General features: G+C 69.0%; 13 protein-coding genes. 2 read left to right on the forward strand and 11 right to left on the reverse strand.

What is annotated here, in order from left to right:
• Positions 1-209 precede the first annotated feature (209 nt).
• Complete coding sequence (locus tag WMF14_RS37785; RefSeq protein WP_437794299.1) at positions 210-2,708, reverse strand: penicillin acylase family protein; 2,499 nt, start codon at positions 2,706-2,708, stop codon at positions 210-212.
• A gap of 456 nt (positions 2,709-3,164) precedes the next feature.
• On the opposite strand from WMF14_RS37785, the gene WMF14_RS37790 reads away from it, so the two are divergent.
• A complete protein-coding gene (locus tag WMF14_RS37790) occupies positions 3,165-4,337 on the forward strand; it encodes an SUMF1/EgtB/PvdO family nonheme iron enzyme (protein WP_437794302.1) in 1,173 nt (390 codons plus the stop codon).
• Between the two features lie 73 nt (positions 4,338-4,410).
• On the opposite strand, the gene WMF14_RS37795 is transcribed toward WMF14_RS37790, so the two are convergent.
• The 7 genes from WMF14_RS37795 to WMF14_RS37825 all read right to left on the reverse strand — a co-directional run bounded on the left by WMF14_RS37795 (position 4,411) and on the right by WMF14_RS37825 (position 12,265).
• Positions 4,411-5,409 carry a HupE/UreJ family protein gene (locus WMF14_RS37795; protein WP_437794305.1) on the reverse strand — a complete coding sequence of 333 codons (999 nt, stop codon included), beginning with the start codon at positions 5,407-5,409 and terminating at the stop codon, positions 4,411-4,413.
• Positions 5,406-6,224, reverse strand: coding sequence for a peptidyl-prolyl cis-trans isomerase (locus WMF14_RS37800; RefSeq protein WP_437794307.1), 819 nt, complete (start codon positions 6,222-6,224; stop codon positions 5,406-5,408). The genes WMF14_RS37795 and WMF14_RS37800 overlap by 4 nt, the downstream gene beginning before the upstream one ends.
• Before the next feature lie 136 nt (positions 6,225-6,360).
• Positions 6,361-7,602 (reverse strand): polysaccharide deacetylase family protein, encoded by a 1,242-nt coding sequence (locus tag WMF14_RS37805; RefSeq protein WP_437794310.1) that lies wholly within the window; start codon positions 7,600-7,602, stop codon positions 6,361-6,363.
• A 459-nt stretch (positions 7,603-8,061) separates the two neighbouring features.
• Positions 8,062-8,949: a phosphotransferase family protein gene (locus WMF14_RS37810; RefSeq protein ID WP_437794313.1), complete on the reverse strand. Its 888-nt coding sequence runs from the start codon at positions 8,947-8,949 to the stop codon at positions 8,062-8,064.
• A 143-nt stretch (positions 8,950-9,092) separates the two neighbouring features.
• Positions 9,093-10,136: an NAD-dependent epimerase/dehydratase family protein gene (locus WMF14_RS37815; protein WP_272104250.1), complete on the reverse strand. Its 1,044-nt coding sequence runs from the start codon at positions 10,134-10,136 to the stop codon at positions 9,093-9,095.
• Positions 10,137-10,179: 43 nt separating this feature from the next.
• A complete protein-coding gene (locus WMF14_RS37820) occupies positions 10,180-11,217 on the reverse strand; it encodes a deoxyhypusine synthase family protein (protein ID WP_437794317.1) in 1,038 nt (345 codons plus the stop codon).
• A gap of 355 nt (positions 11,218-11,572) precedes the next feature.
• The gene (locus tag WMF14_RS37825) at positions 11,573-12,265 is read right to left on the reverse strand and encodes a TetR/AcrR family transcriptional regulator (RefSeq protein ID WP_437794320.1); all 693 of its coding nucleotides are present in this window, start codon (positions 12,263-12,265) and stop codon (positions 11,573-11,575) included.
• Between the two features lie 119 nt (positions 12,266-12,384).
• On the opposite strand from WMF14_RS37825, the gene WMF14_RS37830 reads away from it, so the two are divergent.
• Positions 12,385-13,155 carry an SDR family NAD(P)-dependent oxidoreductase gene (locus WMF14_RS37830; protein WP_437794322.1) on the forward strand — a complete coding sequence of 257 codons (771 nt, stop codon included), beginning with the start codon at positions 12,385-12,387 and terminating at the stop codon, positions 13,153-13,155.
• Between the two features lie 24 nt (positions 13,156-13,179).
• Here the strand turns inward: WMF14_RS37830 and WMF14_RS37835 are convergent, their stop codons facing one another.
• The 3 genes from WMF14_RS37835 to WMF14_RS37845 are packed head-to-tail and all read right to left on the reverse strand — an operon-like array spanning position 13,180 to position 15,699.
• Positions 13,180-14,319, reverse strand: a complete 1,140-nt coding sequence (locus WMF14_RS37835; RefSeq protein WP_437794325.1) for an MbnH family di-heme enzyme — start codon at positions 14,317-14,319, stop codon at positions 13,180-13,182.
• Complete coding sequence (locus WMF14_RS37840) at positions 14,316-14,849, reverse strand: carboxypeptidase-like regulatory domain-containing protein (protein ID WP_437794328.1); 534 nt, start codon at positions 14,847-14,849, stop codon at positions 14,316-14,318. Before WMF14_RS37840 ends, WMF14_RS37835 begins: the two co-directional genes overlap by 4 nt.
• Before the next feature lies 1 nt (position 14,850).
• On the reverse strand, positions 14,851-15,699 hold the full coding sequence (locus tag WMF14_RS37845; RefSeq protein WP_437794331.1) for an MbnP family copper-binding protein: 849 nt from the start codon (positions 15,697-15,699) through the stop codon (positions 14,851-14,853).
• Positions 15,700-15,820: the final 121 nt, after the last annotated feature.

Raw genomic sequence — 15,820 nt, forward strand, 5'->3', positions numbered from 1 at the left:
GCCAGGCGCGCCCCGATACGAGCAGGGGATAGCCCTAGGCGCAACGGCGTTCTCTGTGCGTTCGAATGGAATCATCGGTGTCCCAAGAACCTGCGGAGTCGATGGATCCTGGGAGTCTGGATCACGCGCCCGCGCGGGCGGCGGCCGCGGTGACCCGCGGGCTCACGCCGGCGGCGCCCGGCGACATGGCGCCGCGCGATCGCGCAGGGTCAGCGCGCCGGCGAGACGTCCACCACGCTCGCCGGATCCGTCACCGCGTCCGGCCCGAAGTGGAACTCGAGCGGCTCGTTGTCGAGCCATTGCGGAAGGAGGTTGTTGTAGAACGCGCTCTCGCGGTGGAGGTCCGACCCGCCGGGGAGGCCGAAGCGCATCTTCGGGCCCTCCGGATCCGCGTCGATGACGAGGCGGATCGACGGCCCGTTGGCGAAGGCGAAGCTGGGCTTCTTGCCGTCCGGCGGGAGCGCGCGCGATCTCGGGCTGGCGACGTTGACGGTGAAGAGCCCGCCCGGCGCGGCGTAAGGCCCCGCGTTGTACACCGCGAGGCCGAAGTTATCGAAGATGCTGCGGAGCGAGAGGGTGTGGACGCGGCCCCAGCGCCAGTCGTCCGCCGGGCCGATGACCGCGAGCGAGGCGGCCGCCTTCGTGAGCGCCCGGAGCACGATGTCGTCCTGCGTCTCCGCCACGCCCTCGGTGGTCACGTCGTCCCAGAGCAGGGGGCCCGAGCTCAGGCGCGCCGGATCGCGCAGCGCGCGCGCCACGAAGGCCAGCCCGAACCCGGGCTCATCGACGCCCGCCGCCGCTGCCTCGTCGCCCAGCGCCTCGCTGACGATCGCATAGAACGTCGCGTGGAACGCCGTGCAGCCGATCGACTCGGCGGCGAGCGTCGCGTCCTCCACCTTCCCCGCGCGCGCCGGATCGTGCCCGTCGAGCCCTGTCGGACACGTATAGTCCCAGGCGGCGAGCGCGTCGACGACGGCCTGCTCAGCGTCTGTCAACGTCGCCAGCTCCGCCGCCGAGAGCACGGCAGGCACGACGAAGCTGCCATAGAGCGAGTACGTGTCGCCTTGCATCGCCGTCATGGTGTCGGGCGAATGCGCGTCGCCGCCTCCGTCGAGCAGATCGAGGATCCGCTGCTCGCGCGTCCCGTCGGCCTTGCCCCACGCCTGGAGCGCGCCCTGCCCGTCGTTCGTGGGATCGCCGTCGGCCGTCGCGCCCGTCATGTCGCCGTTCGCCGTCGCGATCGCGGCCCGAGGCGGGTTGAGGAGCTGCGGCAGCTCGGCGAACGGGATCGGGTCGCCCCACTCGGCGCTCCCGTCACCCGGGAGCGGGAGCCACGCGGGCACCTCGGGCGACGCCCAGGGCCGCGCCGGCACCTTGCTGTACGGGAACCATCCGATGTTCCCCTCGGTGTCGACGACGACGAAATTCTGGCTGACGGTGCTGGTCGCCTCGAGCCCCGTCCTGGCTTCGGCGACGCTTCCAGCGCGCCCGAGGGCGAAGAACGCGTCGAGGTCCGTCCCGCCGTCGTGCCCGCGCCACCGGATGGTCACGGCGGTGCCGGCGTCCGCGTCCTCGCTCACGATGGGCCCGTGGTGCGGGACCCAGCGGAAGGTCTTCTCGATCGTCTCGCCGGAAGCCGCGTCCTTGAACGAGAACTTCTTCTCGACGATCGCCACGTCTTTCCCCTTGAAATCGACCGACGCGCCGTCCCCGGTGAGCGTCTCCAGGTAGACGTCGGCGAGGTCGTAGTACGCGGTGGTCACGCCCCAGCCGATGGACTCGTTCTGTCCGACTATCACGCCCGGCATGCCCGGAATCGTGGCGCCGGCGACGTGGTATTCGCCATCGCCCCTGCTCTTGGCGTCGAGCTCGACGGGGAACCAGATGCTGGGATTGCCGAGCAACAGGTGCGGATCGTTCGCCAGGAGGGCGTGGCCGCTCTCGGTGCGGCCCGGGCCGACAACCCAGTTGTTCGACCCGGCGTCGCCCGCCATCTTGCGCCGGCCGTCGCCGACCTTCGCCGCGCGATTCGCCGCGCCCGTGAGGAGCGCCCGGTGCGGCGAGAGCCGCGACACGGCCACCGGCGCGAAGGGCCGCACGAGGTCCGCCGTCTGCGCGGCGGGCACGGTGGACGCGTCGAACACAGGCGCGGGCGAGAACAGATCGGCGGCGAGCGCCGCGTCGAACAGCGGTATCTGCGCCGCGAGCTCGAGCTCTTGCCCGCTGTTGTTCGAGAGGTCGTTGAGCACGTAGAGGCCGACGGCGGTGCTGTCTTCCGGCCTCCAGTCGCGGATCGCCTCCTTCACCATGAGCGCGAGGTTGTACTCGACGGTCAGCGTCGCGCCGTTCCTCTTGTTCCGCATGTCGGTGAGCCAGGCGTTCACGCCGCGCGCATACGCGTCCAGATGCCCTTTCACCTCCGGGCTCGCCTGCTCGTAGAGCGCCCTCTCGAGCGGCTCGCCCTCGCGTGTCGTGAAGAAATGGCGGTTATGATAGTCCTGCTCGAGCACCTGCGCGCCCGCCTTCACCAGCCCGCCGAGCGACCCCTCGACGAGGTTGCGGATGAAATCCATGAAGAAGAAGCGGTTCTGAGCGTGGAAGTAACCGAGCGCGGCGAAGCAGTCGTCGTCGGACGCGCACTCGAGGTGGAGGACCCCGAGCTCGTCGGTCACCGCCCGGACATCCCCGTCGAGATCGGGAATCGTCACGCCGCCGGCGTCCGATCCCCCGGCGCCGCCGCCCGCTGCGCCCCCGCCACCCGCTGCTCCTCCGCCGCCTTCACCGCCATTGCCACTTGCCGCGCTGGACGGGGCTTCGCCGTCGTCGCCGCACGAAACGGCGGCCGCCGAAGCGGCAAAGACGAACGCAAGAACCAGCGAACCGAAACGAGCCGTACGCATCATCAGCGATACTCCTTCTGCCTTCGGGCGCACGATATCACGCGCCTTCGGCGGGAACGGCGAACTGTGCGCGTCGATAGCCTGCCGGAGCAGAGGGCGAGATCCGGAGCGCCACATCGTGGAGCCGGGGCTCCCGGCGCGCCCGCCGCCTGGAGCGCGCGCGGCCCCCGCCGGACCGCCTCCGGCCCGGCCGGGGCGCGCGGCGTCGATCCGGGGGCGCGACGCCTGGTTCCCCTCGCCGCGATCTCGACTATGACGCCGGGCATGCGACGCCTCCTGCTCCCCCTCTCCCTCCCCGCCCTGACGCTCGCCGCCGCCTGCTCCGGCGCGCCCCCGGAGCCCGCCCAGTCGGTGCCCTCCCCGCGCGCGCACGACGGCCGATCGCCCGCGCCCGCGCCGTCCCCCGCCGAGCCCGGAACCGCGGCGCCTCCCGCCCCGGAGGCCGGCGCGCCCCCAGCCCAGACGGGGACGGCCGGCGGGGAGACCGCCGCCGCCGAGGAGCAGGCGTGCCCGGCCGACATGAAGCTCGTCGAGGGCGAGTACTGCAGCGAGGTCGAGCACAGCTGCCTCCGCAGCTGGTACGACAAGTCGAACAAGAAGACGATCTGCGAGGAGTTCGCCCCCACCCCGGCCCGCTGCACGGGCGACAAGACGAAGAAGCGCTATTGCATCGATACGTACGAGTGGCCGAACAAGAAGGGGGAGCGGCCCGAGGTGATGAACCGCTTCCACCAGGCGCAGGTCAAATGCGCCGCCGTCGGCAAGCGCCTCTGCACCGAGTCGGAGTGGACGCTCGCCTGCGAGGGCCCCGAGATGAAGCCGTTCCCTTACGGGTACTCGCGCGACGCGACGAAGTGCAACGGCGACCACATGTGGGACGATCCCGACATGAAGAAGGTCGCGAAGCGCGACCCGACCGAGCTGGCCCGCCTCTGGAAGGGGGTGCGGAGCGGATCGCAGCCCCAGTGCATCAGCGACTATGGCGTCGCCGACATGCCCGCGAACACCGACGAGGTGGTGGCGAGCGAGACGAGCGGCGGCTGGCGCGGCAAGTTCGACAGCGTCCACACCGGCGGCCCCTGGTACAAGGGCGTGCGCAACCAGTGCCGGCCGAAGATCTACACCCACGACGAGGGGTTCTATTATTACTTCCTGAGCTTCCGCTGCTGCGCCGAGCCCGACGGCAAGGCCACCGAGCCGCGGACGCCCCGCCAGGTCCAGGAGGGGTGGGACATGGCTCGCGTCGAGCGGATGGCGCAGTTCACGGTCGAGGAGATGCGCGGGAAGCTCGAGCTCAAGCAGCAGGGCAAGTGCGAGTGCAAGGCGACCGACATCCTGTGCAAGACGATGTGCGGCACGCTGCTCGGGCCGGGCGCGGTGGACGCGACGCCGGGGGGCGGGGCGCCCGCTGCGCCGGGGAACGGCGAGAAGCGGTGAGCGGCGAGGCGCCTGTCGGGCGCTGCAGTGCAGCGCGAAGGGGCCGCCTCCACGCCGCAGCCTGCGGGATCCGCTACATCCGGGCGTCCGTCAGCATCGCCACGACGCGCTCGATCGACCAGTAGCCTGCCATTGCGCCCATCGCATACACAACGCCGCGCCTCACCGTCGCCGGCTGCGTGGGGACCCGCGCGGCCAGGAGGCGCAGCGCGACCACCAGCGCGATCACGCCGAGCTGGCCGATCTCCACGCCCACGTTGAAGAACAGGAGCGCGATCGGCACATGCCGCTCCGGCAGCCCGATGTCGAGCAGCGACGAAGCGAACCCGAGCCCGTGAAGCAGCCCGAAGGCGAACGTGACGGCCCAGGGGGCCCGGCGCGCGAGCGAGTCGGTCGACCGTAGGCACTCGCCGCAGACCAGCACGATCGAGAGCGCGATGGCCGCTTCGACCGGCGGGGCAGGCAGCGTCAACCAGCCGAACACGGCGCAGGCGAGCGTCAGGCTGTGCGCGACCGTGAAGGCCGTGACAGCGCCGAGAAGCTTCCGGCGGCCGCGCACGAGGAGCGTGAGCGCGATGACGAAGAGGAGATGGTCGAACCCGGTCAGGATGTGCTCGACGCCGAGCCACGTGTAATCGACCATGATCGGCCGGAGCGCGCGGAGCCCGGCGGAGGCGGGGATACCGTAGACCACCAGGCTCGGGTCGTTGCCTGTCAACACCCGGACAAGCCGGCTTCCATTCCGCCACTCGACAACGACCATCACGTTGGTCTCGGTCCCCTCGAGCCAGGGGAGCTCGATGGTGCCGACCAGGCCGTCGTGACCGCAGTCGAGATACGCTCCCTCGACCTTGCAGGCCGGAGGGAACACGGCGGGCGTCGCGAGCTCGGCCTCCAGCGCTGACGAGCTCGCCTGCCAGCGCACGAGGAACCGCCCGTCGTGACCTTCCACCTCCGTCAGCGAAAGAAGCGCCGAGTTGAGCGCGTGGCCAGCCGCGGGGGCGGGCGCCAGGAGCAGGGCCAGCAAGAATGGCAGGGACCGAGCCAGCCGGAGCAGACGCGAACGACTCAAGGATTCTCCTTGAATCTGTACTGCGCGAGGAGGCTCTTGACGAACTCGTCGACGGCTTCCTTCTTCCTTGCGGCGGCCCAGTCGGTGGTGAGGATCGCGCGGATCGCCTCGCGGGTGGGCAGCCCCCCGCTTACCTGGTTGACCCGCACGAGCAGCAGGCTGTCCTGGGTCTCCAGGGGCTGCCACGTCGCGAGCGGCGAGCTGCCAATGCTCTCGGAGACCGCCGGTCCGAACTTGTCTGCGAGTGAATCGCGGGTGAGGTTGCCACCCACGATCGGACGACCGAGCGTCCTCGGGTCCGCACCGTCGGCCAGCGCCCGTCGATACGTCGACCGCTGCTCCTCTGCCGCCGGATCGCTCCTGGGAAAGGTCACGACCTCGAAATCGTACCGCAGCGGCGTCTCATACTTGCTCCGGTGAGAAGCCAGCCACGCGTCCAGCTCTGCATCCGTCGGCTCCCGCGCCGCCACCGGCTGAGCCGCCCGTGTCCGCAGCTTCTCGGCCAGCGCGACCCGCACCGTCGCATCCTGCCGATCGAGCCCCTCCCGCAGCGCCTCACGGTAGAGCACCTCGTCCCGCTTCCACCCGTCGAGCGCCTCCGCAAGCTCCGCCGCCGTCGGCGCCCGCCCCATGTTGTCGCGGAACTGCCGTTCCAGGTCCGCCTTCAGCCCCGTGCTGACGACGATCTCCCTGGGATCGCCGGCGACGAGCCGGTGGCCGAGGAACAAGAGCGCGCCGATGAAGAGGAAATGAATGACTGGTTCGCGGAGCAACCGAGCGAAGCTCCCCATGGTATTACCGCTGATGTCAGGCATGGGACGCGCTCTCGCCGGGGGAGAGGAGACCCAAACGCTTAGAATACGTCAAGCCCCAACCGAGGGATCTGCCCTGGTTGGGGCGGCTACGCCCGAAGCCGCGCCGGTGACGGCGCGGGGCTTCGGGCGGCTCGCGTCACGGCGAGAGCGTGACGGACTTCGCGTCGAGCGCCACTTCGTAGTAGCCGTGCGGATCCCACTTGAGCGGGGCGCCGTTCTGCTTGAGCGTGCCGCCGGTGACCGTCACGCGCACGTACTTGCCCGGCGGGAAGTTGGTGGGGAGCGTCCAGTTGTAGGTCGTGTCGTTCCCGTTCTTGGTGTTGGTGCCGTCGGTGATCGCCTTCTGGCCGCGCCAGTAGGCACCGATGGTCTCCATGGTGCCGATCCACACGTCGCCGTATGCCTTGACGGCCTTGACGTGATCGACCCAGGCCTGGAACGGGATGGGCTGATAGGCGCCGTCGTTGCCGCCGGTGAAGCCGTGGATGCAGAAGGTCCGCCACTTCTTGCCGCTTCGCGCGCTCGAGACCTCCGAGTCCATCTGCGCCTTGGAGGCGTTGGTCGGGGGAATGTAGGTGGGCAGAACGAACGGATTGCTGTTGTCGTTCGGGCCGATCAGGGCGTTGGACACGCCGCGATTGATCATGAAGCGCGTCCGGGCGATGCCCTCGTAGACACCCGCGCCGTTCGGGGCCGCCATCGTGTACGGAGTGACGTCGTACTTGTCCTTCATGTCCTTCGTCGCGGCGTCCGTATCGGAGCCGTTGTCGTTGCTCGAGTGGCTCCTCGTGTGGTTGGCGAGCTCGTGCCCGCGCGTCAGCGCCTGTTTCCAGACCGCGTTGTTCGCTTCCTGCTTACCGGTCCAGACGTAGAAGGTGAACGGCACGTCGAGCGCCATCATCTCATCGAAGTGCTGGATCTGGGTCTGGTTCACGTCGTCGAAGCTGTACGTCACGGCGCCCGCGAAGCCGGCCCAGTCGATGACCTTGAACCCGCCCGCCCCGCCGGCCGGCTTCGGCACATTGCCACCGCCGGGCGCCGGCGGAATGCCGGAGTCGGGCAGCGATCCCCCATCACCGCCACCGCCCGTCCCACCTCCACCCGCACCCGCTCCGCCGGTGCCAGCCGGGTCCGAGCCGCCGGTGCCGGCCGGGTCCGCGCCGCCGGTGCCGGCCGGGTCCGCGCCGCCGTCGCCCCCGGTCGACGCCGAGGTCGTGCTGGGCTCCCCGCCGCTGGAGGAGGAGCTTCCCGGCGTGCCGCCGCTGCTGCTGCTGCTGTTGCTGCTCGTCGTCTGCTGGCCACCGGTGGTGCCGCTGGAGGTATCCTCCCCGTCATCACCGCCGCAGCCGCTGACGTGCAGCGTGCCCAGCAACAACATCGCACCGAGCGCCAAGGACGATGACGCAGGAAAATTTTCGAAGTGGAGGAATCGCAAAGAGTTCGGCATGAGGTGAGGATACAAATTCCCGGAAGGCGCTCAAAGGATTATGCACGACGCACGCGGCTCGACGCATCGCACGAATGGCTCACATGTTACCAAAAGTAGCGAGCGGCTCACGTCACCAAACGTGGCGAGCGGCCCGCGTGTTACCAAAAGTAGCGAGCGGCTCAGATGTTACCGAAAGTAGCGAGAGCCGCGTCGGAGCGCTCCGCCGTATTCTTCTAGCGGCGCGGCGACTGCCGGAGCGTACCGGGCTTCGCGTCGGCCTCATGTGCAGCGCTGTCCCCCTGACTCGCCAGGTGTATTCCAACCCGCCTGGACGATCGGCAAAGCAGACGGGCGGCCCCGTGGTGACGGCCAGAGGAACCGCCCGCCGCGTGGGTCCACGGGTTCGCTTCACGGATCCCCCTGGTGTCCGAGCAACACGCGTCGACACCATCGATGCAGGCGCACGTCGTCGGTCGCGAACGACCAGCGGGCCGCGAGCCATCGCTCTGCAGGCGCGAACAGCGCGTCGAGGTGCTGGGCCAGCAGCCACTCCCGGGCGAGGCGTCGGTCGCGATCCGTGGCGGTCGTGGTGATGAACGGCGTGAGGTAGATGACGGCCGACAGGGGATCGAGCCGAGCGTCTCCCACGATGGGTAGGCCCCCGAAGTCGATCACGGCGCTCACCTCCTGGCCTTCGACCAGCACATTGCCTGGATAGAAGTCCATGTGCACGAAGCTCGGTCGCTCCGGCTCGGGCAGCGCGGCGGCCAGACGCGCCGGATCGATGCCGTCGAACGCGCTCCCGGCGCAGGTCAGGCTCCTCCTTGCGCTGAGCTCGAGGTAAGAGCGGTAAGAGGGCGTCCGGATCGGCTCGGCTTCGCAGAGATCGCCGTACCACGCAGCGCTCACCCGCAGGGCTCGAAGGTGCGTCGAGGCCTCGAGATAGCAGGTGATGAGACGTTCACGCTCGGCGCCGGCCGCCTCGCCGAGCACCTGCAAGAGGGGTCGCCCGGGGAACCGCGGCTCGAATGTGATGAGGCGGCCGTGCAGCTCGGTCGTCTCCAGGACACGGGGGATCGAGAACGGCACCGCGCTCGCGGGCTCGTGGAAGTCCTCGAGCAGCTGGGCTCGTCGAACGACCGTCTCCCGGACGGTCCCGGGATGGTGGACGCGCACGACCCGCTCGCCGTCCAGCGCGAACACGCAGGCTTCACCGCCGGTGCCGAGCAGCGCATCCCGGGTCAGGCCGAGATGGCTCATCACCTGCAGCAGAGGGGCGTCGTCCTCGATGCTCATTCCGGGGCCCACCCTAGCAGCCTCCGCGCCTTTGCGATGTCCGCAACGCGCGAGCTCCCAGCCGTCCAGTCCGGCGGCTCGACGACCTTCGGGAGCCCGCGCCCTGAGATCGAGAGGACGGCGTTCACCACGCCGCGCGCCCGTCAGAAGAACGTCTTCAACAGGCCGATCGCGCCCTGCTTCCAGGGCACGCGATGGGTCACACCCGAACGGCTCTCGAACTCGCTCCGGTGCGCCCGGTACCACTCGAGGTTGCGCACCAGCGCGTCCTTGTTCGAGTACTTCGGCGCGTAGCCGAGCACCCGCTCGGCCTTCTCGATCGACACGAACGAGTCCTTCGATGCCGTCTCGTAGACCCACTTGTAGAGCGGCGACACGCCCATCGCCTCGAGCGCGCGCAGGCCGAGCACCGCCGGCGCCGCCGGGAAGGGCACGATCTTCTTGCCCTTGCCCACCGCGTCGAGCACCGCCTGGTAGTCTTCACCCATGGTGGTGAACTCCTTCGCGCCGATATTGAACGTGTCGTTGGCGACCGACGCATCCTTCGTCATGCACAGATAGATGGCCTCGCAGAGATCGGCCACGTCGAGGAGCTGGTAGCGGTTCTTGCCGTCGCCGATCATGGGGAAGCCCTTGCCGTCGAGCGCCCAGTCATAGAGCAGGGCGAAGACCCCGAGCCGCTCCGGGCCGATGAAGGACTTGGGCCGGATGATGGGCACGACGAGCCCCCGGCCGCGCTCCTCCAGGCACACGACCTCGGCCTGGATCTTGGCCTGTCCGTACGGACCCACGCCGTCGAGCCGGTCGTCCTCGCAGAGCGGGTGGTGGTCGGGGATGCCGTACACGGCCGTGGAGGAGATGTGCACCGCGCGCTCGACGCCGTGGCGGCGCGCGGCGCTCATGACCACGCGCGTGCCGATCACGTCGGTCGTGTAGATCTCCTCCGCCGTGTACAGGGGCAGCGCGGCCGCGGTGTGCACGACAAAGTCGTGCCCCTTCACCGCCGCGTCGACGGCCGCCGCGTCACGGATATCCCCGCGCACCTCGCGGATGCTCGACCGCTCGGGATAGTCGAAGTCCAGGAGATCGAGCGAAGTGACTTCATAGCCGCGCTCGAGCAGGTGCCGTACCAGATTGATCCCGAGGAAGCCCGCGCCGCCCGTGATCAGGACCTTCTTCTTGCTCATCGTCTTGCAACCTCGCTTCAGGAATGAGGAGAGCCGCCGACGCTCACGCGCCGCGCGCCTCGATGATGGCCCGAGCCTCGGCCGGGTGGCGCTTGCACTCGAGCAGCGCTCCGAGCAGGAGCGGCGCCACGATGGTGGCGTCCGACTCGATCACGAACATGGGCGTGTCCGCGGTCAGCTTGTCCCAGGTGATCTTCTCGTTGGGCGTGGCGCCGGAGTACGATCCGTAGGACGTTGTCGAGTCGGAGATCTGGCAGAAGTAGGCCCAGGGCCGGGCCGGTTCGTCGAGATCGTACTTGAGCGACGGCACAACGCAGATGGGGAAGTCTCCCGCGATCCCCCCGCCGATCTGGAAGAACCCCACGCCCGCGCCTGCGCTGAGCGCGCGGTACTGATCGTAGAGCTCGGCCATGTACTCGATGCCTGACTTCACGATGCTCGCGCTGCACTCGCCCCGCTTCACGTAGGACGCGAAGATATTGCCGAAGGTCGAGTCCTCGTGGCCCGGGACGACCAGCGGCAGCCCGGCCTCCGCGGCGGCGAGCAACCAGCACTCCTCGGGCGGTCCACGGTGGAGCGCGGGCTCGACCGCCCGGACCAGCTCGTAGAAGTACTCGTGCCAGAAGCGGCGCTCGCCGCTCGCCGTCGCCCGCTCCCACCTGGGGACGATGTGCTTTTCCACCGCGCGGAAGGCCTCGTCCTCGGGGATGCTTGTGTCGGTCACGCGCCGCATCCGGTTGTCGAGGATCCGCGTGTCGTCCTGCTTGGTGAAGTAACGGTAGTCGGGGAAGTCACGGTAGCCGTCGTGCGCCACGAGGCGAAACAGCGACTCCTCCAGGTTGGCGCCGGTCACGGACATGCCATGGATCAGGCCGGCACGGATGGCCGGCGCCAGCGTGATGCCGAGCTGGGCCGAAGACATGGCTCCGGCCACGGCCCAGAACATCTTCCCCCCTCGCTCGATGTGCTGCCAGTAGGCGAGGAGCGCGTCGCGCGTCGCGCGGGCGTTGAAATTCTTGTAGTTGCGGAGAACAAACGTGAGGAGGGGCAGCGTCGTGGCCCCCGAATCCGTCTCAGCCATGTTTCGCCGAGCCTCAGCGACCACAACGGTCGTCCCGGTGGTCTCGGGTCGCGCAGGCCACCAGGGACGCGCTACGGACCGACGCAGGCCGGGCCGCCATCGCAACGTCGGGTGGCTTCGGGGGCACCGTAGCACGACTCGCGTGGATCGTGTCAAGCCCGTCTGAACGGGCGGGAACGATCCGAAGCGCGGCAGGCCGGAGCGCTGGTTGAACGCGATCACCGTACACGTTGCCTCGCACTATCACGAGCGGTTGCAGCACCGCAGGGAGGAGCTCGTGGATTTGATCGATATTGCCGATCCCGCGCCGGAAGCACAGGGGGCGTCATCCTCGATGCTCATTCGGCGGATGAGGCTAGTCGATCTCGGGCTTGCCTCTCCGTCTCCCGCCGGCCCGCTGACTCGGCTCCCCGCCAGCGGCGCGCCGCCCTGTCCGTGCCGCCGGTTGCGCCGGGTCGACCTTGCCCATCGCTGCGCATGCGAGCTCGGGCAGGGTCTCCTTCATCCACGTGGGGTCCACGGCGCCTGAACCGGAGAGGTAGGCGCGGCAGGCCTGATGCGCCGGCCCGAGCAGCACGACGTCGACCATCGCCTCGGACGAGCACGCCCCGGAGAGGACGCCGAGCTCCGAGAGGTGCGCGACCGTCTCCGCCTTGAGCCGCGCCTTGGTCTCCCGGAGCGCGGCGCGGTGATGCCCGTCGAGCTCCAGCGCGAGCGCCTGGTACATGAAGCGCGCCTCGGCCTCGTGGTCGAACACCCAGGTCAAGTGCGCCTCCACAAGCGCCCGCACCGCCGAGCGCGCCGTCCTCGCGTCGAGCACGCGCGCGGTCACGTACCCCACCAGCCGCTCGAAGGTCCGCTCCAGCAGCGCCGCCACCAGCGCCGGGAAGTCCTCGAAGAGGTGGTACACGCTCGAAGGGCTCGCGCCCGCCTCCTTGCGGACGTCCTCGATGCCTGTGCGCAAGAGGCCCCGCTGCTCGAAGCAGCGGAGCGCCGCGTCCAGCAGCGCCTCCCGGCGGGCCACGCCGTTCTGTCGAGCCACGGCCATGGCCCTCCCCTACCCCAGCCGCGCACCGCTGACCAGCAGGCCCAACTGGAAGATTCTTCCAATTTATCTTGGAAGTTTCTTCCATTTTGTTTACCTTCCTGTCGAAAGCGAGGTGTCACATGGATCTGGGGCTGGAGAAGAGAGCCGCGCTGGTGACCGGTGGCTCGCAGGGGATCGGCAAGGAGGTGGCGTTGCAGCTCGCGGCCGAGGGGGCCCGCGTGGCGCTCACCTACCGGAGCGAGCGGGAGAAGGCCCGAGAGGTCGTGCAGGAGATCGAGCGGCGAGGCGGCGAGGCGCTCGCGCTGGAGCTCGACCTCGGATCGGTCGAGTCCGCCAAGGGAGCGGTCGCGGCCACGCTGGCGCGCTTCGGGCAGATCGATGTGCTCGTCAACAACGCGGTCCGCTGGAGCGAGCGCCTGCCCTGGGAAGCGCCGCGCTTCGAGGACATCCCGCTCGCGGAGTGGCAGGGCGTCATCCACGACAACATCGACGGCGCCTTCGCCGCGATCCAGGCCGCGGTGCCCTCGATGCGCGCGCGCGGATGGGGGCGGATCGTCAACATCTCCTCGGGCGTGGCGCTCGACGGGGTGGTGGGCGCAGGGCCGTACGCCGCCGCCAAGGCGGCGCTCCACGGGCTCACGTCCGTGCTCGCGCGCGAGCTCGGGCCGCACGGGATCTTGGCCAACGTGGTGGCGCCGGGCTTCACGCTGACCGACAAGGTGAGCGCGCATGTATCACCGGAGTTCGTCGCGCAGCGCGGGAAGGCGTATCCCGTGGGGCGGCTGCTGCGGCCGGAGGAGGTGGCGTCAACGATCGTGTTCCTGTGCTCGGCGGCGAACACCGCGGTCACGGGGGAGATCGTCCGCGCGAGCGGGGGCCGGCCGATGTGACCGATGTAACTGCCACCCACCCGGCTACGGCGCCGGCGCGCTGTCCACCACGGCTGCGAACTCCGGATCGGTCAAGCTCTTCATGAAGGCCACGACGTCCGCCTTCTCCTCCGGCGTGATGGTGAAAGCCCTGACGAGCGTGCTCTTGTTCGGGTTCTCGCTGCCCACACCCGCGAACGGCCCGTCGTCGATGGTCCTGCCTCCTGCGGCATAGTGGTCGACGACCTCGTCCAGGGTGGCCACGCTCCCGTCGTGCATGTAAGGCGCCGTCAGCTCCACGTTGCGCAGCGAAGGCACGCGGAATTTCCCCTTGTCCGCCGGGTCGCCGGTGAACTCGAACAGCCCCTCTCCGCCGGGCGGATAGTCCCCGTCCGAGCCGAGGTTGTAGAGGCCGGTGTTGTGGAAATCCATCTCCGCCTGCTTCGTCTCGGCGCTCCGGAAGGCGGTCGTGAGGTTGATCCCGCTGTGGCAGTGATAACACTCGAGCCGCTCGGAGAAGAAGAGGTCCATCCCGCGCAACGCCGCGTCGGACATCGCTCCCGCCTCTCCGCCGTACGTGTAACGATCGTACGCGGAGCGCCCGGAGAGGAGCGTCCTCTCGAACGTCGCGATCGCCTTCACGACGGTATCGAACGTGATCGGCTCGCTCTCGCCGGGGAACGCGGCGACGAACGCGGCCTTGTACGCCTCATCGTCGCGGAGCCGGCCGAGCACGACGTCCTCGGCCCCGGTGATCCCGAGCTCGACCGGGTTCTCGCCGAACATCGGGACGAGCGCCTGCTCCTCGAGCGACGACAGCGTGGGGTTGCCCCACGTGAGCAGCGGGAAATAGGCGACATTGGCCAGCCCCATCGCGTTGCGCGGGATCGCGTCCCCTGTCGAGCCTGTCGGGGTAGGCTTGCCGTCGGCAAACCCCCTGTCGCGCTCGTGACACGAGGCGCACGCCATGGTGCCGTTGCCCGACAGGCGCTCGTCGAAGAACAGGGCGCGCCCGAGCGCGACCTTCGCCTCGCTCATCGGGTTGTCGGGCGGCACCCACGGCTTCGGGAAGCCGACGGGCAAGGCGAGCTCGTAGCTGTCGACCGGCAAGGTCGCTTCCGTCTCGCTCCCACATGACGCCGCCGCGAGCGCGACGAGCGCCGCCGACGTGCTCGCGCGGATCACTCCAGCAGAATGCGGCGCTGTTCGTTGTGACACAGATTACACGCTCCAGAGATGGATGGAAACGGCATCTCGTTCGTCCCCTCGCCGTCCTGGGACCGCACGAAGAAGAACAGCGCTTGGTCCGGGAAGGGCAGCGGCTCGGTCGTGAAGAAGTTCCCGTTCCCGTCGATGGCAACGGAGAGCACGAGATCTCCCTCGCCTCCCCCGGCCGTGCGGAGCTCGACCGCTCCGCCCGTCACCGGCGCGCCCGACGGCGCGTACACCGTCCCGGCCGTGGTGAAGAGCCCCTTGCCAGGCCCATGGGGCTGATGGCAGCCGAAGCAGTTCTGCCCCATGTTGTGGCTGCGCTTCTCCGCAGCGGCGCTGATGTTCTCCACGTCGAGCGCCGGATCGCGCTCGAAGCGAGGGTCGCCCGGGAGGATCTCTGCGTCGCTCGGGCCATCCATGCCCTCGTCGGAGGCACCGCAGCCGGCAAGCGCACAGACCAAGAGCGGCGCGAGCAGGCAGGTCCCTGTTCCAAGGATGTACATCTCACTCCACCCGGAAGGCGGTCTGCGCAGCGGACGGGTTCACGCCATCGAAGCCCATTCCAAGCGCCTTGAAGACGGGCGGGCATTCTGGGTCACCCTCGAACGACATGCAACCGGAGGTGCGATCCGTCTCGCCGTCGATCTGGTGGTCGAGGTCGGACTCAGCATAGAACCTGGCGATGTCGAAGACGATGGTGCTCGAATCCGGGTCGACCCCGTCGATACGTATCTCGGCGAGGTTGTCAGCGGCGCACGAGTAACCCTCGCTCACGGTCCCCTCGCACTTCGTACCCCCGAGGTGGAAGAAGTAGGTCGGGTTCATCGTCGAGATGAGGTCGAGGCGCACGAACTTGTAGCCGCCCTTCCACGACCACCACATACCGGGAATGTTCAGTGGCGCCGGGGCCGTCGCCGCGTCCAGGTGGTTCATCTCCGGGGGCAAGCCCACGTTGAACCTGACACCAGCGTAATCGCCGGCGGGGGCAGTGCCGACGACCTCGGTCCTCGTCTCCGGGCTGCCGGTCTCGCAGGAGCCCGTGCCATCCTCGAAGTCGAGGAACGCGATCTTGTCGCGCTGCCACTGGCCATCCTGCTCGAGCGAGAGGGGCTCCTCGGACCCGTCCCCGTGAACGAGCCGCACGTCGTAGACGTACATGCGAAAATCGAGCGCATTGATCGACGATCCGGTCGTGCCGACTCCATCGAATGTGTCGGTGCAGGCGAACGGCCTGTCGCCGACCTTGGCGGCGAAGCGCAGCGCGAACGTCTTCGAGACGACGTCCTCATCGCTCCCGCCGCACCCGCTCAGAGCCGCGAGACAGGCCACGACGAGGAGCGTGACACGAGCCATTGAACAAACCATCGGGCAACCTTTCAAGCTACGAAGCCACAACGGCGTCACCACCGCACCGGAGCGGAGCCTACTCGAAATTCGTCGCTCCTGGGTGCAGCAATTTGTCGCAGCTCGTGGC

The organism is Sorangium sp. So ce693 (assembly GCF_051521375.1).
GTDB classification, from domain to species: Bacteria; Myxococcota_A; Polyangia; order Polyangiales; family Polyangiaceae; genus Sorangium; species Sorangium atrum.